This is a genomic window from Priestia sp. Y58, assembly GCF_029522095.1.
GTDB classification, from domain to species: Bacteria; Bacillota; Bacilli; order Bacillales; family Bacillaceae_H; genus Priestia; species Priestia megaterium_E.
The window spans coordinates 40139-64556 of record NZ_JAKWFL010000005.1; the positions used below are offsets into that span (position 1 = coordinate 40139).

22 protein-coding genes and 1 riboswitch are annotated in these 24418 nt (G+C 38.1%); of the genes, 3 read left to right on the forward strand and 19 right to left on the reverse strand.

Annotated features, from left to right (window positions below; translation table 11 throughout):
• The first annotated feature begins 116 nt into the window (after positions 1-116).
• Positions 117-251, forward strand: a complete 135-nt coding sequence (locus MMB68_RS16125; RefSeq protein WP_264408924.1) for a hypothetical protein — start codon at positions 117-119, stop codon at positions 249-251.
• A gap of 82 nt (positions 252-333) precedes the next feature.
• Here the strand turns inward: MMB68_RS16125 and MMB68_RS16130 are convergent, their stop codons facing one another.
• The 9 genes from MMB68_RS16130 to MMB68_RS16170 all read right to left on the reverse strand — a co-directional run bounded on the left by MMB68_RS16130 (position 334) and on the right by MMB68_RS16170 (position 12410).
• Positions 334-1662, reverse strand: a complete 1329-nt coding sequence (locus MMB68_RS16130) for an amidohydrolase family protein (protein ID WP_269870526.1) — start codon at positions 1660-1662, stop codon at positions 334-336.
• Between the two features lie 505 nt (positions 1663-2167).
• Positions 2168-2269: riboswitch (purine riboswitch) on the reverse strand.
• Positions 2270-2429: 160 nt separating this feature from the next.
• A complete protein-coding gene (locus MMB68_RS16135; RefSeq protein ID WP_264408922.1) occupies positions 2430-3293 on the reverse strand; it encodes a sugar phosphate isomerase/epimerase family protein in 864 nt (287 codons plus the stop codon).
• A 91-nt stretch (positions 3294-3384) separates the two neighbouring features.
• Positions 3385-4833, reverse strand: a complete 1449-nt coding sequence (locus MMB68_RS16140; RefSeq protein ID WP_277549184.1) for an aldehyde dehydrogenase family protein — start codon at positions 4831-4833, stop codon at positions 3385-3387.
• Positions 4834-4984: 151 nt separating this feature from the next.
• On the reverse strand, positions 4985-5941 hold the full coding sequence (locus MMB68_RS16145; RefSeq protein WP_264408920.1) for a hydroxymethylglutaryl-CoA lyase: 957 nt from the start codon (positions 5939-5941) through the stop codon (positions 4985-4987).
• Complete coding sequence (locus tag MMB68_RS16150) at positions 5941-7149, reverse strand: CaiB/BaiF CoA transferase family protein (protein ID WP_014461331.1); 1209 nt, start codon at positions 7147-7149, stop codon at positions 5941-5943. Before MMB68_RS16150 ends, MMB68_RS16145 begins: the two co-directional genes overlap by 1 nt.
• A gap of 111 nt (positions 7150-7260) precedes the next feature.
• Positions 7261-8565: an MFS transporter gene (locus tag MMB68_RS16155; RefSeq protein WP_013081988.1), complete on the reverse strand. Its 1305-nt coding sequence runs from the start codon at positions 8563-8565 to the stop codon at positions 7261-7263.
• 637 nt (positions 8566-9202) lie between these two features.
• Positions 9203-10099, reverse strand: a complete 897-nt coding sequence (locus MMB68_RS16160) for a shikimate dehydrogenase (protein WP_277549185.1) — start codon at positions 10097-10099, stop codon at positions 9203-9205.
• 516 nt (positions 10100-10615) lie between these two features.
• Complete coding sequence (locus tag MMB68_RS16165) at positions 10616-11194, reverse strand: DedA family protein (protein ID WP_232217043.1); 579 nt, start codon at positions 11192-11194, stop codon at positions 10616-10618.
• Positions 11195-11429: 235 nt separating this feature from the next.
• Positions 11430-12410: a zinc-binding dehydrogenase gene (locus tag MMB68_RS16170; protein ID WP_221783919.1), complete on the reverse strand. Its 981-nt coding sequence runs from the start codon at positions 12408-12410 to the stop codon at positions 11430-11432.
• 161 nt (positions 12411-12571) lie between these two features.
• On the opposite strand from MMB68_RS16170, the gene MMB68_RS16175 reads away from it, so the two are divergent.
• On the forward strand, positions 12572-13450 hold the full coding sequence (locus MMB68_RS16175) for a LysR family transcriptional regulator (protein ID WP_221783917.1): 879 nt from the start codon (positions 12572-12574) through the stop codon (positions 13448-13450).
• Here the strand turns inward: MMB68_RS16175 and MMB68_RS16180 are convergent.
• The 4 genes from MMB68_RS16180 to MMB68_RS16195 all read right to left on the reverse strand — a co-directional run bounded on the left by MMB68_RS16180 (position 13447) and on the right by MMB68_RS16195 (position 16819).
• Positions 13447-14478, reverse strand: a complete 1032-nt coding sequence (locus MMB68_RS16180; RefSeq protein ID WP_221783915.1) for an AI-2E family transporter — start codon at positions 14476-14478, stop codon at positions 13447-13449. The two genes, MMB68_RS16175 and MMB68_RS16180, sit on opposite strands and share 4 nt — an antisense overlap.
• Before the next feature lie 168 nt (positions 14479-14646).
• Positions 14647-15300, reverse strand: coding sequence for a 5,6-dimethylbenzimidazole synthase (gene bluB / locus MMB68_RS16185; RefSeq protein WP_013055676.1), 654 nt, complete (start codon positions 15298-15300; stop codon positions 14647-14649).
• A gap of 359 nt (positions 15301-15659) precedes the next feature.
• On the reverse strand, positions 15660-16079 hold the full coding sequence (locus tag MMB68_RS16190; RefSeq protein WP_115653170.1) for a hypothetical protein: 420 nt from the start codon (positions 16077-16079) through the stop codon (positions 15660-15662).
• Between the two features lie 101 nt (positions 16080-16180).
• The gene (locus MMB68_RS16195) at positions 16181-16819 is read right to left on the reverse strand and encodes a DUF1643 domain-containing protein (protein WP_223260294.1); all 639 of its coding nucleotides are present in this window, start codon (positions 16817-16819) and stop codon (positions 16181-16183) included.
• 382 nt (positions 16820-17201) lie between these two features.
• Between MMB68_RS16195 and trhA the strand changes: the two genes are divergently transcribed.
• Complete coding sequence (gene trhA, locus MMB68_RS16200; protein ID WP_221783913.1) at positions 17202-17852, forward strand: PAQR family membrane homeostasis protein TrhA; 651 nt, start codon at positions 17202-17204, stop codon at positions 17850-17852.
• Positions 17853-17894: 42 nt separating this feature from the next.
• On the opposite strand, the gene MMB68_RS16205 is transcribed toward trhA, so the two are convergent.
• The 6 genes from MMB68_RS16205 to treC form a co-directional block, all read right to left on the reverse strand.
• On the reverse strand, positions 17895-19082 hold the full coding sequence (locus tag MMB68_RS16205; protein WP_277549186.1) for an NRAMP family divalent metal transporter: 1188 nt from the start codon (positions 19080-19082) through the stop codon (positions 17895-17897).
• Positions 19083-19091: 9 nt separating this feature from the next.
• Positions 19092-19847: a LamB/YcsF family protein gene (locus tag MMB68_RS16210; RefSeq protein ID WP_277448181.1), complete on the reverse strand. Its 756-nt coding sequence runs from the start codon at positions 19845-19847 to the stop codon at positions 19092-19094.
• A 12-nt stretch (positions 19848-19859) separates the two neighbouring features.
• Entirely contained in the window at positions 19860-20858 is a 999-nt protein-coding gene (locus tag MMB68_RS16215; protein ID WP_277448179.1) for a 5-oxoprolinase subunit C family protein, read from the reverse strand.
• Positions 20848-21570, reverse strand: coding sequence for a 5-oxoprolinase subunit PxpB (gene pxpB / locus MMB68_RS16220; RefSeq protein ID WP_277549187.1), 723 nt, complete (start codon positions 21568-21570; stop codon positions 20848-20850). The genes MMB68_RS16215 and pxpB overlap by 11 nt, the downstream gene beginning before the upstream one ends.
• 353 nt (positions 21571-21923) lie before the next feature.
• Positions 21924-22640, reverse strand: a complete 717-nt coding sequence (gene treR / locus MMB68_RS16225; protein WP_028412210.1) for a trehalose operon repressor — start codon at positions 22638-22640, stop codon at positions 21924-21926.
• Between the two features lie 88 nt (positions 22641-22728).
• Positions 22729-24414 carry an alpha,alpha-phosphotrehalase gene (gene treC, locus MMB68_RS16230; protein WP_277549188.1) on the reverse strand — a complete coding sequence of 562 codons (1686 nt, stop codon included), beginning with the start codon at positions 24412-24414 and terminating at the stop codon, positions 22729-22731.
• Positions 24415-24418: the final 4 nt, after the last annotated feature.

Below are 24418 nucleotides of genomic sequence, written 5' to 3' on the forward strand. Positions count from 1 at the left end.
ATATTCGTTGAAGGAAGGTCCGAACGAAGTGGATTTTTGATGGAGAATCCAACTCGTTCGGATCTTTTCATTAGGCTGGTGCACGTAGGATTCATGTATATAATTGCTTCTAGCTGTTGATTGGAGGGCAAGACGCAGACTCCTGCGGGAAAAGCGGAATAGGTGAGACCCCGCAGGAGCGCAAGCGACGAGGAGGCTCACCGGCCGCCCGCGGAAAGCGAAGTCTTGCACGGAAATCAACAGCGGTGTAACAAGTAGTGATATCTATTAGATGATTTATACTATTTGTTCGTCTTTAGATTAAATTGATATAGTTATGTCTCAACCTCATTTTTAACCAATTAAAATTTGGTTTTCCTGCCAAAGGTTAGTCAAGTTCGTATCCGCGAGCCGCTGATGCGTCTCTTTTACGCTAAGCCAGCGATGTTTGTTGAAAACAAAGCGAGTTTCAGGAAGTTCAGTCCATATTTCCTGTATAGACTGCACATTTAATAGAACAAAGTTTGCTTCGTTTCCTTCTTCGACTCCATACTTTTCTTTTCCAATCAGCCGAGCTGGTATACTTGTAATCATGCGGAGCAACTGCCGCTGATCATCCGGACTTCCCATATGTGCAGCATAGGCAGTTAGTAACCCTACTTGCAGCAAGTCTGCTTTTCCAAACGGATGAAAGGGGTCGTTCACGTTATCAGATGCAGTAGCAATCGGAATCGCTGCTTTTTGTATGTCACGAATACGCGTTACGCCTCGTCTTACAATTCCTTTATCTTCTCTTCCCTGTAAATATAAATTAGAAGCAGGTAATGTGACAACTCCAATTTTCGCCTGCTTCAAAAGGTTTAAGATTTCTTTCACTTTTGCATCAGTCATTCCTACAAGCGAGCAAAGATGCGCCACTACCACTTTTCCTTCCATATTTAATTCAATTGTTCTATGAGCAATATTAATTATTGTATCAACAGATGGATCATCGCTTTCATCCACATGTAAGTCAAGAGGTTTATTATAGGCTTGAGCCAGCGAAAACAGAGCATCAATCTCTTTTTCTGGATTTCTAGCTAAATGAGGACAGCCTCCAATCGCATCGATTTCAAGGTCGAATACTCGCTCGATTTTATTCATTTTACTCATATCATCAATGTCTAAGTTAGAGAATAGCGGAACAACCTGCACGTCCATATACGGGCTTAATTCATCTCTCACTTCGACAGCCGCTTGTAAACTTCGAAATAAACTATCTTCTTCCATGCTGCAGTCAAAATCAATATGCGTTCGAATCGTAGTCGTACCGTTACCTAATGCTTGCAAAGCAGTTTTTAACATTCGCTGCTTAATTTCTTCTTCTGGAAATGCCGGCAGGCTGCTGCTGTAATTTTTAATAGCTTCTTGAAGAGTTCCAGATATATTTGGCACTTGAGGAAGCGAATGAGCTTTGTCTAAATGCATATGCATATCTACAAATCCTGGTAATAGCACACGGCCCTGTGCATCAAGTGAAGTTTCTTTTCCTAACACGGCTGCGTGCAGCGGAAAAAACTCGTCACCTTCAAGGTAACCGTTTTGTAAAACGATAGAAGTATACATTCCATTTGAAATTTTCACTTCAAAAAGAGCGTGATCGTGCATAATTGGCAAACGAACATTAATTAAGTGAAGCAACATAATTCCCTCCTCAATTTTTCAACTTCTTCATTTTTCATAGACCGCTTTATCTTCTCTATCATTTATTGTTTAAAGCATTAATTCGCCAAATTTCGCAAATCACCTTCTCTTTAGAGACCTTTATTTACAGAGAAAAAAGCAAGAACAAAAAAAAGAGCAGCGTCCCCACGCTGCTCATCAAAGAAAAAATGCTAGAAAATAGATAGAATGTACTTCCCATGGTTAAATGAGGGCTTACAGATAAAGCTTCAGTGAGTGATTTCATGCTTTGCATCGCTATTCTCCCCAGAAAGCAATGCAGATACAAACAAGAAATTTCCATCACTCGCTCATACTGTAAATAGACACATAAGAAAAAGCCCAAACAAAGGCAGGTCTCTCAAATACAATGAGCAAAAACCTACCCGCCTGGGCTTTTATCCCTTCGGTGTCATATCCACTTCTTTTCAAAAGTGAATATGTGAATCGCTTGGACCAAACTTTCTACTAACGTAAAAATGGGAACCTAGATTCACTTTTTACTCATAGTCCTATCATTTACGGTGATAAGGTAGAAACGTCTGAGCCATATTCTCAAACATATATGAGTGAACCGTATTTAGCTTTTTCTTGTCTACAAATATACTATAGGTCTCTCTACAAGTCAACTATAAACGAATAATCTTTTTAATTAAATTATATATAGTTCGCCTTTTACAAAAGTTTACTTTTTTAAAAGTTTGTTAAACTATCTAACATCAGTTAGACTTAAAAGGGTATACAAGCACCTATCGTGTAGAATGAAAACGCAGCTGATCTTGATGAGAAACATACTTCTTGCGCGGATGTTTATCTAAGTATCGTTTAGCAGTTTGTAAACATTGACGCGCAAACTCTTCATACCCTAATTCGTTGGCACGTTTTACATTTGGCAACTCTATGGAATAAGGAACCTGCGGGATACGATTAATAATACTTGCAACATCAATACCTTCTTCATTTAAATACAATCGTTCTTCTCTAAGAACTCGAGTCATCTCCTCCTTTGAACTTGGAATTTCCGCAGAAGCATTGCAAAGATGAAGATAGCGAAACCACTCACGAGGCACGTCGTCCAAATCTTCCACCTTATCTCCTGATCGATGAAAATGGTGGATATCAATCATAAGACCTGCATTTTCACGATTAGCCGTATAAAGAACATCCATTGCGCCTTTAAGGTTGTATACGCTCGCAATAGGAACAAATTCTAATTCAATGGTTAACCCAAAAGGCTTAGCTAGATCACAGAGTTCAGCAAAGCATTCGATACCAAAATTGCGATCGTCCGTCCAAATGCTACTAAGGACGTGACGTCCTCCAAGTTCAGCAGCTGCTTCCATTGCAGGTAAGTAACGTTTTGGATCAACTCCTTCATAGATACGTGCTAACTCTATATCAAGGAGCTTCACTCCTGTCTCTGACATGGCAGATTTTGTTTCTCGCATCAGCTGCTTATTTTCAGCTAACGCATAATTAGGCTCTCCAGGCAACCCCATGTAAATAGGCCTTAAACTAACAAAATCATACCCTGCCTTTGCAGCCATATACGTCATTTTAGGTGGTGAACATCCAAGAACAGTAAGATATGCAAGGGAAAATTGATTAGGCATTTTATAAATTCCTCCTTTATTCAAACGAATTAGATCGATCTAATAAAAATGACGATATATACTTATAAACGTCCCGCATATTGATCTGATTTTAATTCTCTGTAGGCAGTCTTAATACAATCATCTTCGTTTCAGTCATTTCTTCAACGGCGTAACGTGGGCCTTCTCTGCCAATACCGCTGTTTTTCACTCCGCCATATGGCCAATGATCTAATCTAAAGTTAGATGTTCCATTAATAACTACACCGCCCATTTCAAGAGAATGAGCCACTTTATAAGCCAAATCCATTTTGTTCGTAAAAATCCCTGCTTGAAGACCAAAAGCAGAATCATTTGTCTCTTCAATAGCTTCTTCAATCGTACCGTACGGGACAATACTAATAATAGGACCAAATACTTCTTCACAAATAACTTTGCTTTCTTTAGAAGGGTTTAGTAGAACGGTAGGTTCCACCGTAGCTCCGCGGCGCTTTCCTCCGCATATCACTTGTGCTCCCGATTGTACGGCCTCATCAATCCAGCTCGTCACTCGCTCAGCTGCATGGACATCTACTACACACCCTACATCCGTATCAGGCAATAAAGGATCTCCGATTTTAAGTTTCAGCACCTCGTCTTTTAAAAGATTGGTAAACTCAGAGACCACAGATTGATGTACATAAATTCTCTGAACAGAGATACAGCTCTGGCCAGAATTGCTAAATCCGGTTTTCGCACACATAGCCGCAGCACGATTTAAATCTGCGTCGTTATGGACGATCGTTGCAGCATTTCCTCCTAGCTCGAGCAATACTTTTTTCATTCCAGCTAGCTCACAGATGTTTTTACTAGCTACTGTTCCACCTGTAAATGAAATAATATTCACACGATCATCTTTTACAATTTGCTGTGCAACCTGTCTTCGACCAAGCACCATATTTACAGCATTTCTAGGGAAGCCTGCCCGCAGCAGCAGCTTTAAGAGCTCTGTTGCAATTAAAGTTGTTTGCGAAGATGGCTTTAAAATAACGCTATTCCCAGCAGCAAAAGCCGGCCCAATTTTATGGCATACAAGATTTAAAGGAGCGTTAAACGGTGTGATAGCCGCTACAACACCAACGGGCACTCGGAAAGTAGATGCAATAGCTTGTGCACCTCGTTCTGAAACGTCGCCAGGCAATGTTTCACCAATCAATCTTTTTGCTTCTTCCCCTGACAGTTCCAATGTTTCGATTGAACGGGCCACTTCGTCCAGCGTATTTTTCAAAGGCTTTCCTAATTCTAAAGAAATAAGTCGAGCAAATTTTTCCTTCTCTTGTTCTAGTAATAGAGCCGCTTTCTTTAAAATTTTAGAACGCTGGTAAGAAGAAAGGGCGACAACATGTTTTTTTGCTTCATATGCTGATGCTAATGCTTTTTCAACATCTTCTTCATTCGCTAATAGCTGCTCACCTATGATTTCTCCAGAATAGGGGTTTTTTATTAATGCTACTTCTCGATCTTCAATAATCCATTCACCGTTAATATAAGGCTGTGATTTCTTTTCAATAGTTTCTATCATGTTTAGCACCAACTTTTCATTTTTATTAAACAAACTTTTATATAAAACAAGGCCTGAACGTTTTTACATGAGAGGAAAATAGATCGATCTAATTTATTTTAATTTAAACGCTTCCATCACCTCCTAAAAGGCTATCATGTTCACGGCTTAGTTATACTAATTTCTCTTGAACCTTTGGCTTGGCATGAAGTTCTGAACAAGGACCTGCTTGTAGCATATAGCTTCCACCGTCATGACCAATTACGTGCTTTACCTCTTTTGCTGCTTGAATAAGCTTGTTAAGATCAATGCCCGTATGAATTCCCATTTCACTTAATCCATGAACCAGGTCTTCTGTAGCTATATTTCCAGTGGCGCCTGGAGCGTAGGGACACCCTCCTAAACCGATAATAGAACTATCAAAATGAATAACACCCTGCTGCAAAGCAGCTACTACATTAGAAAATGCCATTCCTCTCGTATTGTGCAAATGCATGGAGAAAATAATGCCGGGATAATTTTGTTTAAGAAACCCTAGTATACGATACACTTGCTGAGGATTTGCCATCCCCGTTGTATCCGCTAAAGAAATTTCTTCGACACCCATCATTCTGTATCGTTCTACAATAGAAGAAATGCGTTCTATAGCAACCTTACCTTCATAAGGACATCCAAACGCTACCGAAATTGAACCTCCCACTTTAACGTTATGCTTTTCTGCTAATTCGATAATAGGGTAAAAACCTTTTTGGGCTTCTTCTACAGAACAATTTGCGTTAGATAAGCTGTGAGAATCTGTAGCTGAAAGCATAAGCTTTAACTTTTTCACTCCGGCGTCAATGGCTCTCTGTGCACCTTTTACATTCGGCACTAACGCGCGAAATTTGATATTTGTTAAATCTTGAACACTTTCTACGACCTGCTCGGCATCCTTTAACTGAGGAATCGCTCTCGGATGTACAAAAGACGTAATTTCCATTGATTGAATGCCTGTCTTGGCTAGCTGACGAATAATAGATATTTTTTCTTCTGTAGGAATCCACTCATGTTCAGCTTGAAACCCATCTCTTGGAGCTACTTCACAGATTATGACTTTTTCCGGTAATTCTATTTTTTGAATAGTATTCATTAAATAACCCCCTTTTCTTTTAACACCGCTAAGTCTTCACTTGATAACCCCAGTTTCCCGCCTAGAATTTCTTCATTATGTTCTCCCAATTCAGGGGCACGATGACGAATTGCTCCCGGTGTATGTGAAAACTTTGGCACTACTCCCGGAACCTTAATTTTTCCTAGGCGGGGGTGCTCTACTTCTACAATGTTTTCTCGTTCTCTGTACTGAGGATCATTAAATATATCTTCAATGCTGTAGATAGGACTAACTGGCACACCAAATGAATCTAACTTTGCCTGCAGCTCGTCTTGAGTGAAGGACTTAATCCAATTTGACACAATTTCCTGAACTTCATGATCATGCTTTAGACGCTCTACGTTTGTATAGTATCGCGGATCCTTTAACATATCTTTTCTTTCCATTGCCTCTGCAAGACGATCAAAGGTAGAGTCTGTACTACATACTAATACAACAAACTTTCCGTCTTTTGTTTCATATGTGCCTGCAGGGCTTGAGTGACCTGCAAGTCCAGGGCTTCTCTCTCTTACTTTTCCGTTTTGATCATATTCAGCGATTAAAAACTCCATCATTCGAAAAATAGATTCATATAATCCCATTTCTACTACTTGACCTTCCGGCTGTTTGTGTACATCTCTATGATAGATAGCGCTTACACAAGCGAACGCGGTATATATGCCCGTTACATAATCTAGTAAAGAGTAAGAAGGACTGACGGGCGGACGATCTGAATATCCTTGTAAATAAGTATGTCCGCTAAATGCTGTACCAGGTGTACCGAATCCAGCTTTTTCTCGATAAGGACCTGTTTGTCCATAACCTGATACGCGCACCATTACTAGCTTAGGGTTAACTTTTTTAAGCTCTTCATATCCTAAGTTCCATTTTTCCAGTGTACCGGGGCGAAAATTTTCAATTAAAATGTCTACTCCACTAATTAGCTTTTTGAAAATTTCTGCTCCTTCTTCTGATCGAATGTCCAGCGTAACAGACTTTTTATTGCGGGCAAGTCCGGGCCACCTTAAGGGTTCAGTCCCTTTCCAAGGCCCTACAGTCCGAAGCGTATCTCCTTTTCCCGGAAGTTCAATTTTGGTTACTTCCGCCCCCAAGTCCGCTAGTAAAGTAGCTCCAAAAGGAGCAGCAATCATAGTAGAAATATCTAGTATTTGAACTCCTGTTAAAGGTCCATAATTTTTGGTTAACACGTTGAATCCCCTCCGGTAATAACTGTTTGTATGCTTAATTAAGATAATTAATTAGTAGATTTCCTTTGATATGTTAAAAACGGATATCATTAGTCAAAATATTAAGATTATTTATTTTTCTAAAGTTAACTCTTTTTCTTCTAATAGGATAGACTCTTTGCTTTCAATCGGGTCTAAATCTGTTAATAAGAACGTATAGCTTAAAATTCCAATCACTAAAAAAGCAGCTGCTAAAAGGAAAGCATACATAAATGAACCCGTGGCCTGAACAATAAACCCAGTCGTAATAGGTGCAACAATAGCCATTGAGTTATTCCCGAATGTTAAAAGTCCCGTTAATGTTCCTACCGTTCCTTTTGGTGCAATAAATGTAGGAATGCTGTAGGCAACAGCAGATGTGACAACAAGACCTCCAAGTGCTGTTGAAATCCAAAATACAGCTACGTTCGCACTGTGAGTAAACGCTGCCCCAATAATTGACAAACCAAATACCATACCTATTACTAGAAAAAACTTGCTGACACGCGTCCGGTTATACCCTTTGTTAATAAGACGATCAACAAGCCAGCCCCCGATTACTATTTCAGTAATGGTACCTACAATCCAAGGTATAGCCGAGTACCAGCCTGATTTTAAAATAGACATGTTCATTTCTGTCGCTAAATATCCAGGAAGCCAAGTCAAGAACAAAAACCATGAATAGCCGTATGCCGCAAACCCAATGAATACTGCCCAGACTTTTCTTTTAGTTAGCAAATATCGAATGTTCTCCATTGCACTGCCTTTAACTTCTTCTGAACTTTGAGAACCGCCTTGAACAATGTAGTCATATTCTTCTTTCGTTAAACGCTCATCTTCATGAGGTTCACGATACCAGATCCAATAAACAATAGCATATATGAAACTAAGAATAGCAGTTGCTAAGAAACCGCCTCGCCAGCCCCACTCTGTTACAATTAGTGCTAATATAGGCGCCCCGATGGCGTTGGAAAGTTTGGATTGAGAATCATAAGCTGCTATAGCTTTTCCGCGTTCCTGACGCGGAACCCAATGGCTAACTGCTTTGGCAGCAGATGGAAAGAATGGTGCTTCTCCAACTCCTAACAGCACTCGAGATAAAATAATTAACCCCCATCCATTTGCTACTGCAGTTAAAAGACAAGCTACTGTCCATATCACAGTCGCTACACGCGTTACCCATTTTACGCCTATTTTATCTAGCAAAGGCCCTATAGGAAGTTGAAGTAAAGCGTAAGACCATGCAAATGCTGATAGGAAAATCCCCATCTGACCTGCTGTCAAGTTAAATTCTTTTTGTAACAATGGCATAGCAATGGACATATTAATTCGATCAAAATAGTTTACAACTACACCAACCGCAATCAAGAATACAATCGACCAACGATGTTTTTTCATTATCTTCCCTCACTCATAAGATTTTAAGTATGCGCTTTCATTTTTATGAAATATTTCTTTGCTCAGATCCCATTTACAATTGCTTACTTACATAAAGTCTGCCTGAACTAAAGTTGAAAGATGGCAATGCTGAAAACCTAATCCTCTAGCTATTTACTTGTTCTCTTATCCTTTCCGTAAAACTTTTATTAGTGGAATTAAAAAGATTAATAGAAAGTTCTAATTAGAACGATCTAATAAATTTTTATTAGAACGATCTAATTTCAGCGGGAATCTCTTCACATATTGCGGAACGATGCCGTATATTTTATGATCTACTCAAATATCCGAACATGATGTGATTAATGTCTGCTTTTTTAATTTCTCATTGTAACACCTTCCTTTTTTTACCAAGCGTCGTCTTTTGACACAGCCTAATGTAAAATTAATTCAAACTTGAGTTTTAGTATACTGAATTACATTTCTCTGCGCAATATATATTTTTAATTTTTAGAAAATTTAAATATATACTTTTTTAATATAACAAAATCTTTTATATATTAATCGTCTAGAATCATTTTTTTATTGTGCTAGAGGAAAAGAAGATATAGTCCCTTCATTTATACAAATTTCTAGCAAAGTTAAAAAATACGCGTTTTTAATACTGTAAGCTCGGTTCAAACATTTGTTGCTTAATATACTCCACAGGCATCTCTTTTCCTGTCCACAATTCAAACGCCATGGCCCCTTGCCAGATCATCATTCCTATTCCATTAACAGTGTGACATCCAATTGATTCAGCTTGTTCTAACAGTTTTGATTTCATAGGCATATACACGACATCTGTTACAATTAAATCAGGACGCAGCATTGATATATCTTCAATAATGCTGAATTCTTCTAACGGTTTCATTCCTACTCCTGTTCCATTTGTCAAAATATCGCTCGTTCTAATTTCTTCTCTTAACCTGTCTGTATCCTCAAGAGAATACAGCTTCGCTTTACATGAAACATGTTTCATCTCTTCATTAATAATTTTTACGTTTTCTACAGCTTTTGAATAAAATTCATCATGACGAGCAAAAATTGTTAATTCTTCAAGTCCTTCTAAAGCCGCTTGAATAGCAATAGGCGTCGCTGCTCCACCCGAACCGACCAACGTCATTTTTTTCCCTGTGATCTCCACGCCGTTCTCTTTTAAATTTCGAATGTAGCCCATACCGTCTGTGCTATGCCCAACTAGTACGCCATTATCGTTTACGACGGTATTGACAGCTCCTGAAAATTTGGCGCTGTCTGCTAATTCATCAAGAAACGGGAGAATTTTTGTCTTATTGGGCATAGATACATTAAAACCTTTAATATTTAACGCTCTCAGCCCTTTAATCGCATCTTCTAACGAGTCATTTCCTACCTCAAAAGCTAAATAAGCATAATTTAATCCCAGTTTCTTAAAGGCCATATTATGCATAGATGGTGATAATGAATGTCCAATTGGAGTTGCTAAAAGGCCAATGAGCTGAGTTTTGCCGTTGATACGCCCTACACTTTTCATGATTCTACCTCCTGTTTTATTAAAATTTCAGAAATACTTGTGGTGCCTAACCTGTACTTTTTAAGCTTATTTTCATTTACGATCAAACACATTTCACATTCATATAGTACGGATAATTAGATCGATCTAATTTTAAACTATACTCATTATTTAACCAATCTGTAACAAGCCGCATTCAAAACCAAAGCTGCTCTACTCACATGTAAAAAGAAAGAAATCGCTTACAAATTTATGGTTTTAATAACACACGTTTGACACGTACTGTACGTCTGACCTCCCTTCACAAGGCAGCATTTCTCAACATTGCTAGAAACAAAGCTTTTACCTATACCTGGCTTCTTTTATTAAATAACTGCAGTAAACACCGGATGAACCAAGACAATTCTTAGCGACCTTATGTATCATAGTATCACATTTTTTTAAAAGGAAAAATGTTTTTTTATTATTTTTCAGAAAAATCTTTTTATTTAAAGAATTTCTTTATATTAAAATAAAGCTATAACCATCATTATAGCTTTATTCTTGAGCGTGGCTTTCTCTTCTCTTTTTCATCCACCAGCCTGCACCAACTATCACTCCGATTATAAGAATAACAAATATTAAACGATCTACATCATGCAAATATTTTTGGATTTTTTCAATATCTCCAAGTCCTCCTACATAGAGCAAAAAAACAAACCACGGAAAAATTCCTAAGGTGCTGTATAAAACAAAGTCCTTAGATTTGATTTTACTCAGGCCTGCCAAATAGGTTATATAGTTTGCGATACTGATGGGACGAGAAATCGTAATACTCCATTTTCCATATTTATGAAACCATTTTTGGGCACGCTTTATATTTTTTTCACCAAACCAGCGCTTGGTAATAGATTCAAACCTGTATCCCATAACGAACGGAATATAGTTGAATGCGATATAAATAACGGTATTGACAGCTGAAACAATAAGGATTTTCCATATTGAAAGCTGCAGCACCGAGCCAATGAGCAAAATCGATAACGTACACGGAAAAGGAATTGCCGCAGCTTCGATTGCTGTAGCAATAAAGATGCCCACTATGCCTAAATTTTGTACAAAATCAATAAACCCTTGCACCTTTTTTCTCCTTTCAATCATACAAATTTCACGTTCTTTCATCATAACTCAAACTATTCAAAATTTCACGATTTCAAAGCAATTTTACTAGTAAAAAAAGCTCATACGCACCCGTTTGCCATATTTGATTATCTTCTATCATATGCAGTTCATAAGTGAAGTAACGCAAAAAAAGAAAATAGCAGAAAAAAACTCTTTTATTAGTTGTAATAAAAGAGTCTTTTCTGTCTTGCTATTATTTAATTTTAGCAATGATTTTCCCTTTCACATGGCGTTTTGAAAGCTCTTCTAATGCACTTGGCACTTCTTTTAACGAGATGATGCGCTCAATCATCGGAGCTACTTTCTTCTCTGCTATCAATGCTAAAAGCTCATCGCCCATTTTTGCTAAATCCGCTTGCGCAATCATGTCATCAACGTGGTGTGCAGCATTTAAAGCTACTTCATGATAAGAAATCACCTTTGTAAAAGGCTTTACTTTTGTATAATCAGGTGCACCAGCAATATGTGCTAAATGCCCTCTATAGGCAATCATATCTAAAGAGTCTGTTGCGTTCTTTGCGCTCACCGTGTCAAGCACAGCATCTACGCCGCGGCCATTTGTCAGCTCCAATACTTTTTCTGCGACGTTTTCCTCGCGATAATCAATTACATAATCGGCTCCTAACGACTTTACATACTCATGATTATGTGCTGAAGCTGTTGAGAAAACGGTCTTTCCAGCGTTTTTAGCAAGCTGCACGCCAAAGCCCCCTACGCCTCCAGCTCCTCCATGAATTAAGATGGTTTGAATATGGTTCATTGGAAGTTTACGAAATAGTGCTTCATACGCCGTGTAACCTGCAGTAGGCAAAGCAGCAGCTTCTTCAAATGTAACAGCATCAGGAATGCGCGAAATTGAATGAGCAGTTGTAACCGCATATTCAGCATATCCGCCTTTTTTCATAAAGTCCCCGTGATAGACGACGCGGTCTCCTTTTTTCCAATCAACTACTCCTTCTCCAACTTCATCAATTGTCCCAGCTACATCTAAACCTAGAATGTGAGGATATGTCCAATGAGGGTTTCCGTTAGTAGCTGTTTTATAATCTACGGGATTAAGTCCCACTGCGTGAACTTCAACTACTACTTCCCCTTTATTCGGAAGAGGTTTTTCTATTTCTTCTACTTTCATTTCTGTCCATTTATTTTTATCTTGCAATAATAATGCTTTCACAGTCTAACTCTCCTTTTTAAATCATTTGCCTAGCGTTGCTATTATTATTTTATCTAAAAATGATTTGCTTACTATTTTTATTTTAAAGAGAGCTTGTCTATAATACAAATTAGAAAATAAATAGATAACCATAAATAAATTTATAAGAAAGGATGACATAAATGATTGATTTTGAATGGTATCGCAGCTTTATAAGCATTTACAAATATCGATCCGTTTCTGAAGCAGCCAGAGCGAGGATCTTAACGCAGCCGGCCATGAGTCAGCACTTAGCTGCTTTAGAAGCTGAAATAGGCGAAGGTTTATTTATCCGTGCACCGAGAAAGATGATTCCAACAGAAAAAGGTAAAGAACTGTACACGCGTATTGTCCCGTTAATTGAAAGTCTAGAAGCTGCTTCAATTGAATTAAAAATGACCGCTTCATCTCCCAACGCGCTGCCGGTCGTAAAAATTGGTTCTCCCGTAGAATATTTTACCGAACAAGCTTTAGAGAGAATAAAAGATGCAGGTATCCGATGCTACAGCCAGTTTGGTATTGCTTCTGTTTTACTTGAAAAGATTCAAAACGACGAAATTGATATTGCGATTACAACCCAAAGATTGCAAATACCTGGAATTGAATATACGGTCATTGAAGAAGAAGAGTTTGTCTTAACTGTTCCTCCTTCTTTTGAAATGACAGCTAGTAAAGACGTAGAAGATTTTTTATACAACCAGCGGTGGATTAGCTATGGTCTTGAACTTCCTATTATTAGACGTTTTTGGCGACAGCATTTTAAAAAACGACCTGAAATTCAGCCTCATCACGTCATTCCAAATCTTCAAACGGTGTTAAAAGCCATTCAGCATCACATGGGAATCAGCCTGCTTCCCCGCTATTTAATTCAAGAAGCGCTTCGAGAAAGCAAAGTAAAAATCGAACTTGAACATTTAGCGGTAAAAAATCAGATCTTTCTTGCTTATAAACTTAAGCATCGCGATCATCCTACTATTCAAAAAACGATACGCTGCTTAAGAAAAGAAACCTCTGCAGACTAGTCTACGGAGGTTTCTTTTTTTGACAGCTGCTGTGCTGAATCTACTCCTACTAGATCTAAAAAGAAAATAAAGATAGGAATACCAAGAATCAGCCCCCACACGCCCAAGAAGTGTTCACCAAACACTAAAATGATAAACGTAATGAACGTTGGCAAGTTTGTTTTAGATGACATGAGCTTTGGATTTAATACATAGCTTTCAAGTGCGTGAAGTACTACCACCATAATTAACACAGATAGTACTTTTACACCGCCTCCTAAACTGTAAGCGATTGTACAAAGTGGAATGAGTGAAACAAATACCCCAAGAACCGGCACTAGCCCTAGTAGAAAGACCATAACGCCAAGTGCAAGCAAATTAGGAAACCCTAACACCCACAGCGCAATAACGGACAAAATGCTGTTCACAAAAGCGATAATAAACTGAACTTCTATTACCTTGCCGAAGGAATTAACAAATTTTCTCCCCAAATAGCCAGCTTCTTTGAAAAACCAGCCCAGCCTAGATTGTTCCAGTTGGACAAATAATCGGTGAATCCGCGACTTTTCAAGTAAAAAGAATAGGCTTAACAAGAGTGCTAAGAAAACTTGTGCACTTACTTTTCCAATATTAGATAAATAGCTGTATACTAAATCAATATTCTGCTGAATATTTTCTGGTGATTTGAATCTCTTTAGATTATCGATAATATAGGTGACGAATGTATTATCAGGGGGGTGTTTGTAAAAATACATCAGCTTCTGTACAAGCTCAGTAACTTGCGTCATAATAACCGGGATATATACATATCCTACAATACCGAGGGCCCCAATCAGTGCGATATAGATGACGATGAGTATAAGCGTTGAATTAAGCGGAAGCTTTCTTCTTAACGTTTGTTGAAGACGACCAATTAAAAAGGTAAAAATAAACGTAAATAACAGCAGCTGAAGCATACTTCTAATGCTGACAAGTAAAACTGTAATGATAATAAGCGTAATGATGCGAACAGTAAGTTTGTTGTGAAGCCAACTTCTTGCAATATTCATGAAACCTTCAATTCTCCTATCTCTCTTTTTCCCAAGTCATTTGTATACATATAAATAAAACGGATACGCTAGACGCTCATATCCGCTTTCGCTATATATAGTGTATCATTTAATATTCAAATTTTACTATATTTCGGCGCTTTTTAGTATGTCTTTATTTTCTCTTCGCTATTCTTTTTCATTTTCCCATACATTATGATAAATTAGCTTGTCTAAATCCCTTCTTTTTTCCCAGTTTGCTTGTTCTAAGATTGGTTTCTCAGGATATTTATCTGTATAGCCAATTGACATGAGCGCTACAGGATCAATATGAGGAGGAATATGTAAAATGTCACGTACATCATTTTTCTTATAAAAACTTACCCACCCCATTGCCAGTCCTTCTGCATATGAAGCAAGCCACATATTTTGAATCGCACACGCAGTTGACATCATATCGGTTTCTGGAATTGAGTTTCTTCCGAGAACATGAGAGCCCCCTCTTGTTGGATCACACGTTACGCAAATAGTTAACGGCGCTTCTTTTAATCCTTGAATCTTTAGCTCTAAAAAATCTTCTTTCTTTTCACCTTCATAATGAATAGCCAGTGCTCTTCTCTCTTTATCTGCTGCCCAGGCAAGTTTATTTTTCACTTCTGTATCAGATACTAATATAAAATTCCAAGGCTGCATAAACCCGACGGAAGGTCCGCTGTGAGCAGCCTGTAGAATGTTATAAACCGTTTCATTCGGAATCTCATCAGACAAAAATGTTCGTACATCTCTTCTTCCATAAATCGCTTTGTATACTGCTTGCTTTTCGTCGTTTGTAAACGAATTCATCTCCTTCAACCTCCATTAAACTCTTTTTTTAACTATTTTTCTAAAAAAACATTAAAAAAATGTGATCCAAACTTTATGTTTTCTCGTATTACTATGTAAATCTATCATAAAGGAGGTTGCAAACATGTTCAACGACGTTTTAATGAACTTATTTAACGCGGTAAGCAGCATCATCAACACAATTGGATAAAAAAAGCACAAAGAAAAGGGTAACTGCCATTACCACCGTCTTTATGCTTTACTAGTTCAAAATCATATATTTTACAATAAAAAGAACTCTTTGATTAGGAGTTCTTTTTATTTATCCTAACATGTTCCCTTTTATTTGTATATATGCCTTGCCAGTTCAACAGATTCACTTATATGTTGCAAGCATATACATAGGTCTGCAGCTCGTAGTGCAGTTCTTTTAAGTCTTCAGCTGCTTGAGTCAATAACTTCTTTCGCTGAGCTGTATACACATCTAGAATAGCTCTTTCTACTTTTACTTTTTCTTCATATAAAATATCTAACTTATCTTCATTTCCTTCCAGAGAAATAGGCTTTAACATAGCAAATTGATAAATGGGTTGTCCATAATCCAATTTTGTTAAAATAGAACCTACTAATATATCCTGCGAGCATTCATATACGAAGTTTAACAGCGTACTTAATTCTTCTAGACGAGAAATATCCAGCTCTGCATTTTCGTTGATCACAGCCCCTATATATTGAAAGCACTCTTCTTCTAACTCATTATAAATAGTTGTGATGCGGTGCAACACTTCATTCAACTTCATAAAGTTCCCCCTTCACACACGCTTCTTGATACAACCATATGACAAAACTTGGTGTTTTATACTAACGAAAAAGCGAGGAATATAAACCTCGCTTCTTCTTTTTACCGATACATACTGGCAATGTCTTCAATAAACATAAGCGGTTCTTCTTCTGTTAGTTGTTTAATTGGAGAATAATCCTCTCCACCAAAACTTTGATCTATGTCTTCAATAAACGAAGAAACTTCTTCTGACTCTTCACGGTTAGCCGGCACTTCGTATTTCTGTAATTCTGTACGGTGCACGACGGATAAAATATGGCGAGGGAATTGCTGCTTCGTTTTTCCAAAACAGTATACCGGCTTGTGTTTCAAAAAGCGTTCTACTTCCTCTTGCCGGTTATAAATGCTTCCATGATCACCCCAAGCTACCACAACCAGTTCAGCATCTTCCACTGCTTTTTGAATATACTCACCTGTTCTTGTTCCAACAGCTTCTTCTTTTGAAAGCATGCGTAAAAACGAAACATGATCGGTTTGATAGCTGAATAAATAAACGATTTCTAAGACTCCAAATCCCCACTTTTGCGCCAGTTCTATACATTTGGATATAGCTGTATCGTCGCTGTATTCATACGTATTTTCTGGAAATGACAAGACAAACGTAAGTTTACGTTCGTTTACTTCACTCCATTTGCATAATAGAGAGTATTTGTATGTGCCTGTTTCATCAAAAATAACTTCTTTTTTCACTGCTTCCATCCCCCTGCCTTCTTACAATCTTGTTACTTATCTATTGCAAATGAGCTAAGCAGTAATCGTAACCTTGACTGTTAAAAGTTTTATTTTATATGTATTTCAAAATCATGCCTTCATGACAACTTTTCTGCCATTTTTTCAAAAAGCATTTTTTTCTTCTATACATGCTTTTTACAGCTAGTGAACATTCACATATACATCTTTCCTCTTTTCGAACCTCCAGTCAAAATAGATAAAATCAAAAGAATGGTCTATAATAAAGAAATAATCAATGAACTTTCCACTCATGTTTTTGACAGTTACGGATTTTTTCTCAGCAGGTATGTTCAAACCTGAACCTCTGAGAAAATAGAAGATAAATTTGTGTAAAGAAAGGATTTTGTAAATGGCTACTACACACACATTTACAAGAGGAGAAGAAATTGCAAATGCGATTACACACGGCGTTGGAGCCATACTCAGCATTGTTGGATTAACGCTTTTAATCGTACTTTCTTCGTTAGAAGGAACGCCTTGGCATGTTATCAGTTTTACTATTTACGGAGTAACCATGCTGCTTCTCTATGTCTCCTCTACGCTTGTCCATAGTTTTCCGGAAGGTAAGGTAAAAGATCTTTTTGAGATATTTGACCACTCTTCTATTTATTTGTTTATTGCCGGTACGTACACTCCATTTTTATTTATCGCAGTAAAAGGAACCACCGGCTGGACACTTTTTGGAATTGTGTGGGGCATCGCTCTTGCAGGAATTGTATTCAAAGCTTTTTTTGTGAAGAAATTCCTTTTTATTTCCACCATTCTTTACGTATTTATGGGATGGATGATTGTGTTTGCTTGGGATTCGTTAACTCAAAACATTGCCCATCAAGGAATTGTCCTTCTCGTAGTTGGAGGCGTGTTGTATACAATCGGGGCCGTTTTTTACGTATGGCGAGGATTTCGTTTTCATCATATGATTTGGCATATGTTTGTTCTTGGCGGAACCGTACTCCACTTTTTAGCAATCATTTTATATGTATTGCCTATAACCAATTAAAAAAGGGCCAGAAGGCCCTTTTTTAATTGGTTATAGAATTCCTTACCACAGTTTTGCCATTTGAGTCACAAGCGTATAGACTCCTAGTACAGCCATAATAACGACCACAAAACCGCCAAAAACGGTAAGCCAAGTCGGATGCTTGTAATCGCCTACTATCTTCTTTTTATACGCCGCTATAAGCATTGTTCCAAGTGTAATAGGTAAGATTAACCCATTTAATGCTCCAGCTAAAATAAGCAGAGTGACCGGCTGGCCAATCGTCAAGAAAACCAGGGTTGAAATCGTAATAAATGCAATGATAATCCAGTTTTCATATTTCTCAATCCTTTTGCTGAAGGATTTAATAAAGGAAACCGATGTATATGCTGAACCAATAACTGAAGTGATAGCCGCTGCTGCCATGACGACACCGAATAATTTATAGCCAATATCCCCTGCGGCTAACTGAAAAACAGAGGCTGGTGGATTATCAGGATTCAGTTTTAACCTTTGACTCAACACACCTAATGTCGCTAAAAATAGAAAAATTCGAATGATGGAAGCAATCGTAATACCGGATACTGCTCCCCTTGTTACTTCAGGAATCGCAGCTTTTCCTTTAATTCCTGCATCTAATAAACGATGACCTCCTGCAAATGTAATATATCCTCCTACCGTTCCTCCTACAAGAGTCACAATTGCCATTACGTCAATGTGATCCGGCCAAAATGTTTTAGATACCGCTTCTCCTACTGGGGGAGCGGACGAAATAGCCACATACACCATTAAAATAATTAATATTCCGCCCATTAATTGAGCAAATCGATCCATTAATTTTCCGGCTTCTTTGACTAAAAAGATTGCGATAGAAATGATGGCTGTAATGACTGCACCCGCTTTAGGAGAAATACCAAATAGCGCATTAAAGCCAAGACCCGCTCCTCCTACGTTTCCAATATTAAATGCTAAGCCTCCAATTACAATTAAAATAGCAATAAATAAGCCGAGACCTGGCAAAACACTGTTAGCGATATCCTGTGCTCTTTTTTCTGAAACGGCAATAATACGCCATACGTTTAGCTGAACGCCAATGTCTAATAAAATCGACAGTAAAATGACAAAACCGAAACTTGCGGCGAGAGCTTGTGTAAAGACCGTTGTTTGAGTTAAAAAACCTGGACCCACTGCTGAAGTAGCCATTAAAAATGCTGCGCCGAGCAGCACGCTCCAGTTGCGTTCTTTTTTCATGATGTCACCTCATTGTGGTTGAATAATGATTTGTTCTTCTTTTAGCTTGTCACAAATAGCTTTGGCAAATTCAACAGCATGTGCACCGTCTCCATGAATACAAACGGTATCTGCTTGAATGGAAATCTCTTCGTTTTGCACAGTGAATACTTTCTTTTCTTTGACCATTTTAATTACTTGAGCAATAGCCGCTTCTTCATCTTGAATCACGGCGTTTTCAACGTTTCTCGGCGTCAGCATGCCGTTCTGTTGATAGGTTCGATCTGCAAATACTTCCTGAGACGTACGCAAGCCCATTTCGTTTCCAGCTTTAATCAATTCACTTCCAGCCAAACCATATAGAATAGCTTCCTGACTAACATTATAAACAGCTTCAGCAATAGCTTTAGCTATGTCTCGATCCCCTGCAGCCATATTATATAAAGCGCCATGAGGTTTCACATGATGAAGGGTCCCTCCTTCTGCACGTATAAAAGCTGAAAGAGCCCCCATTTGATACACCATTAAATCATAAGCTTCTCGAGGCGTAATTTTCATATATCTACGTCCAAATCCAGCTAAATCTTGCAATCCGGGGTGCGCGCCAATCGCCACATTTTCACTCAAAGCCAGCTTTACTGTTTCTCTCATAACCGAAGGATCTCCGGCATGAAAGCCACAAGCAATGTTTGCTGACGTTACATAGCGTAAAATTTCTTTATCATTTCCTAATTTATAGTTCCCAAAGCTCTCCCCTAAGTCACAGTTCAAATCAACGGTAGCCATCTTCTTCTCTCCTTATATTTTCATTCGAAGTGCTCTTTTAATATGATTTATTTTCTTTTCCTGCTCCATATATAAATGCTGCGCTTCATCCAGTGAAATTACTTGAAAAGAAACCTTTTTCCCTGGAGAAATTTGCGCCAGCGCTGAAAAATCTGCAGTTGCTACCTGTCCGATTCTAGGATATCCCCCTGTTGTTTGATGATCTGCTAATAAAACAATAGGGTGTCCTTCTTTTGGTACTTGAATTGTACCGAACGTCACAGCGCTAGAAAGCAGCTCTTTTTCTTGACCAAGGACTAGTTTCTTCCCTTTTAGCCTATAGCCCATTCGGTCAGATTGCGGCGTAACGTCAAATTCTTGATTAAAGAAATGTTGTTGACTTTCTTTCGTAAACCAATCAAATTCCGCACCTTTCATCGTGCGGATAATAGGCGTTTCGTATGAAGGAAGAAGTTTAGGATGAATCGTCCAAAAAGCCTGCTGAAAAGAGCGGTCCGTTTGCTTTTTCACCAGTTTCTTTATAATTGCTTCCCCTATTTCTGTAGGAGGATGGCTTAATACTTCGTCTCCTGACTGTAATGCTTTACCGTGCAGCCCGCCTATCCGAGCGCGAAGTGAAGTAGATGTACTTCCCATAACTGCAGGAACATTAAAAGCACCGGAAACCGATAAATAAGAACGGCACCCTAAAGTCGGAACACCAAACTGCAGCACGCTCCCTTTTTTCACATATAAAGGCCGCCACATCTTTACGGCTTCATCATTAACAGTTGGCGATAAATCCCCTCCTGTCAGGGCAATCAAAGCATCTTGCTGAAATTCAATTTTGGGTCCCATTAACGTAATTTCAATAACCGGCTGGTTTTCTTGATTTCCTACTAATAAGTTGGCAATCCTTAAAGCAACTTTGTCCATTGCCCCGCTGACAATCATGCCGTCCTTTTGATATCCATGTCTGCCGATATCTTGAATCGTTGTTAATAAACCAGGACGTATCACTTTAATACTCATCTTCATCCACCTCCTTTTGTGCTTCATATTCCGTTTCAGAAATGGAAACAAATCGGATACGATCACCTGCTTGAAGTAAGCTTGGCGAGTCTTTTTCTGGGTTAAATAGTGTAAGAGGAGTACGCCCGATTAACTGCCATCCTCCAGGTGTTTCAATTGGGTACACGCCGGTTTGCATTCCTGCGATGCCAACTGACCCTTTTGGGATGCTGTTTCTCGGTGATTCTTTTCTTGGAGTCGCAATTTCTTCGCTCATCCCTCCCAAGTAAGGAAAACCAGGAGCAAAGCCTATCATATACACCAAATATTCTCCATTTGTATGAATAGAGATAACTTCATCAGGCGTTAATGAATGAAAAGCGGCTACTCTCTCTAAGTCCGGGCCGTACTTTCCTCCGTAACACACCGGAATTTCAATTTGTCTAGCGACCGCTTCAGGTTTTTCTTCCTGGCGGAAAAGCAGTTCTTCAATATATGTAGATATTGCTGTGTAAGGATTTCTTCTTCCTTTTTCACTCATTATCCAAGGATCATAATAGATTGTAACTGTTGCAAAAGCCGGCACATATTCAATCATTCCCTTACATAATGATTGCTCTAGCACCTCAGTAAATTGCTGAATACGTTTATGTATACCGAAATTAATTTCGTCTCCAAATGAAACGACAATGCCGCTGTCACCAAGAGGATAAAGTCGATAATCGTGACTCATTCCGTCTCCTCCTTTTTACTTAGTATTGTTTGAGCAGCTCCCTTTAATGCTGTAGTTAGATACATCCATTAGAATTACTAATGGAATTGTTGTTTTTAAATAACATTTTCTTATACATCTAATAAAAAAAGAACAATAAATCCCTATCCTGTATGGATAACATTATACAAATATAAAATAATCTTATGTTCTACTAAAACAAACTCCAAAGAAAAATTCAACTTTTTTAAAATTTTATCGTCAAAATGATCACGTTTTTCCATTTTTCCCATAAAAAAACTGCTTTGTTTTTTATACCAAAGCAGTTTTTTGTGAACATGTACAAAAAGGAAAAACTCATGGGCAGTGAACCATTATATACCTCTGCGAGCAAAATCCACAAAACGAAACTTATCAAGACGATGACGTGATTCCGTATATTGAAAAAGGCTTGCATCTTCTAAATACACATAGTTTCTTACTACCACAATATGTTCATAGTCTTTTAAATCTAAGTAACACTTATCTTCGTCCGTCAGCTCGTCAACGGAAATTTCTTTTTTGGCAAAGCTTATTTTCAGCCCAAGATCTTTTTCTAAGTATTCATAAATAGAGCCTTTGCATATGTCTTTTGTGAGGTGAGGAACATACTTTTTATGAAAAAAATCTTTATCTAAAATAATTTTTTCTCCATCGATTTCACGCGCTCGAACTACTTTCCATATGAGATCTTTTTTCGTCGCCCCAAGCTGTGTGCACAGATCTTGATCGGCCTTAATTAATTCAAACTCTTTTACAATAGTAGTCGATGTATGTCCTAGCTTTTCCGCTACTTCTTTGAAGCTAACAAGTCCTGATACTGGAAAATCAAAGCGTGATACGTCCAATACAAATGAGCCTTTTCCTTTCATTTTTTGAATGTACCCATTTTGTGAAAGTAAATTTAACGCTTTCCGTATCGTTTCACGAGACGTTTGATACTGTTCAACAAGCTCATTTTCAGAAGGAAGTTTTGTATTAGGACGCCAGTCACCACGTTTAATTTTATCGACTAGCTGTTCGTAAATGCTGATAAATTTATTTTCTTTCAATTGCCATCACCTATTTTACTTTCTATATATACCCAATTGTATAAAAAGAACGATAGATTGTCACCCATCGTTCTTTTTACTTTTTTCTCTATTTTTTTAAATGATACACGATCGATTCATACGGCCGAAGTAAGACTCGCTTGAATTCCTTTGATGAATCTTCGTAGTTAGACAGCAATATTTCACTATGATATGCTTCAAAATTCAGATTTTCTGGCAGTTCAAAAGTCGTTTCGCTGCCGTAGAAATTGTTTATAACCAACAGCTTTTCATCTGCTCCATTTCGGATATAAGCAAAAATCTGCTCGTCTTCTTCAAGAATCAATTCATAGTTTCCATAGGTGATAATCTCGTACTGCTTTCGCAGTGCAATAAGCTTTTGATAAAAATAAAAAATTGAATCTTCATCATCTAACGCTTTTTCTACATTAATTTCACGGTAGTTATCGGCCGGATTAATCCATGGCTTTCCTTTTGTAAAACCTGCATTTGGCTCATCGCTCCATTGCACCGGTGTACGGGAATTATCTCTTGATTTATGTTTTAAAATCTCCAAAATTTCAGTTTCGTTCGTTCCTTGTGCACGTTTTATCTCATACACATTTAATGACTCCACATCTCTATATTCATCAATAGAAGAAAACTTCGGGTTTGTCATACCTATTTCTTCCCCTTGATAAATATAAGGTGTTCCCTGCATCAGATGAATCGTTGCAGCGAGCATTTTGGCAGATTTATTATGATAGAGTTCATCGTTTCCATAGCGGGAAACAACGCGAGGCTGATCATGGTTGCACCAAAATAGTGCATTCCATCCCCCTCCTTTATTCATCTCCGTTTGCCAAGTTGATAGAATCTCTTTTAATTTAATAAAATCAAAATCTGCTAACGCCCACTTTTCTCCGTTTGGGTAATCGACTTTCAAATGATGAAAATTAAACGTCATGCTAAGCTCGCCCCGGTCCGGATGAGAATATTGAATACAGTGGTCAACAGTTGTCGACGACATTTCCCCAACGGTCATGCTGTCGTATTTTGAAAAAACTTCTTGATTCATTTCTCGCATATATTCGTGAACGCGAGGACCGTCGGTATAAAATTTCCGTCCATCTCCTGGCGCGATAGAACCATCATCATCTAAAAAGCGCTGATCTTTTGAAATTAAGTTAATCACGTCCAGACGAAATCCATCTACTCCTTTTTCAAACCAAAACGTCATCATATCATACACGCTGCGGCGCACACGCTCATTTTCCCAGTTCAAATCCGCTTGCGTAACATCAAACAAATGCAGATACGATTGTTCTGTGAGTTTATCATGCTCCCACGCGGATCCTCCGAATTTTGAAACCCAGTTCGTCGGAGCACTTCCATCTTCTTTTTGATCTTTCCAAATATAAAAATCTCTGTACGGGTTATCTTTCGATTTTTTAGCTTCTTGAAACCATTCATGTTCAGTTGACGTATGATTAACGACAATATCCATGATGATTTTAAGATCCCGCTTATGCGCTTCTGCTACTAAACGATCGAAGTCCTCCATTGTTCCGTATTCTTCTTGAATAACAAAATAATCACTTATATCATATCCATTATCCCGCTGCGGCGATTTATAAATTGGCGTTAGCCACACAACGTCTACCCCGAGCTTTTTCAAATAATCTAGCTTTTCAATAATGCCAGCTATATCACCCACGCCGTTGCCAGTCGTATCGTAAAAGCTTTTAGGATAAATTTGATAGACAACCGATTTTTTCCACCAAGGTTCTTGCATTTTT

Excerpts from the sequence above, each read along its gene's own strand:
- MMB68_RS16130 (WP_269870526.1), bottom strand. The coding sequence starts at position 1,662 with ATGTTGCTTCACTTAATTAATGTTCGTTTGCCAATTATGCACGATCAC.
- MMB68_RS16135 (WP_264408922.1), bottom strand. The coding sequence starts at position 3,293 with ATGCCTAATCAATTTTCCCTTGCATATCTTACTGTTCTTGGATGTTCA.
- MMB68_RS16140 (WP_277549184.1), bottom strand. The coding sequence starts at position 4,833 with ATGATAGAAACTATTGAAAAGAAATCACAGCCTTATATTAACGGTGAA.
- MMB68_RS16145 (WP_264408920.1), bottom strand. The coding sequence starts at position 5,941 with ATGAATACTATTCAAAAAATAGAATTACCGGAAAAAGTCATAATCTGT.
- MMB68_RS16155 (WP_013081988.1), bottom strand. The coding sequence starts at position 8,565 with ATGAAAAAACATCGTTGGTCGATTGTATTCTTGATTGCGGTTGGTGTA.
- MMB68_RS16160 (WP_277549185.1), bottom strand. The coding sequence starts at position 10,099 with ATGAAAAGTGTAGGGCGTATCAACGGCAAAACTCAGCTCATTGGCCTT.
- MMB68_RS16175 (WP_221783917.1), top strand. The coding sequence starts at position 12,572 with ATGATTGATTTTGAATGGTATCGCAGCTTTATAAGCATTTACAAATAT.
- MMB68_RS16180 (WP_221783915.1), bottom strand. The coding sequence starts at position 14,478 with ATGAATATTGCAAGAAGTTGGCTTCACAACAAACTTACTGTTCGCATC.
- bluB (WP_013055676.1), bottom strand. The coding sequence starts at position 15,300 with ATGAATTCGTTTACAAACGACGAAAAGCAAGCAGTATACAAAGCGATT.
- MMB68_RS16190 (WP_115653170.1), bottom strand. The coding sequence starts at position 16,079 with ATGAAGTTGAATGAAGTGTTGCACCGCATCACAACTATTTATAATGAG.
- MMB68_RS16195 (WP_223260294.1), bottom strand. The coding sequence starts at position 16,819 with ATGGAAGCAGTGAAAAAAGAAGTTATTTTTGATGAAACAGGCACATAC.
- trhA (WP_221783913.1), top strand. The coding sequence starts at position 17,202 with ATGGCTACTACACACACATTTACAAGAGGAGAAGAAATTGCAAATGCG.
- MMB68_RS16205 (WP_277549186.1), bottom strand. The coding sequence starts at position 19,082 with ATGAAAAAAGAACGCAACTGGAGCGTGCTGCTCGGCGCAGCATTTTTA.
- MMB68_RS16210 (WP_277448181.1), bottom strand. The coding sequence starts at position 19,847 with ATGGCTACCGTTGATTTGAACTGTGACTTAGGGGAGAGCTTTGGGAAC.
- MMB68_RS16215 (WP_277448179.1), bottom strand. The coding sequence starts at position 20,858 with ATGAGTATTAAAGTGATACGTCCTGGTTTATTAACAACGATTCAAGAT.
- pxpB (WP_277549187.1), bottom strand. The coding sequence starts at position 21,570 with ATGAGTCACGATTATCGACTTTATCCTCTTGGTGACAGCGGCATTGTC.
- treC (WP_277549188.1), bottom strand. The coding sequence starts at position 24,414 with ATGCAAGAACCTTGGTGGAAAAAATCGGTTGTCTATCAAATTTATCCT.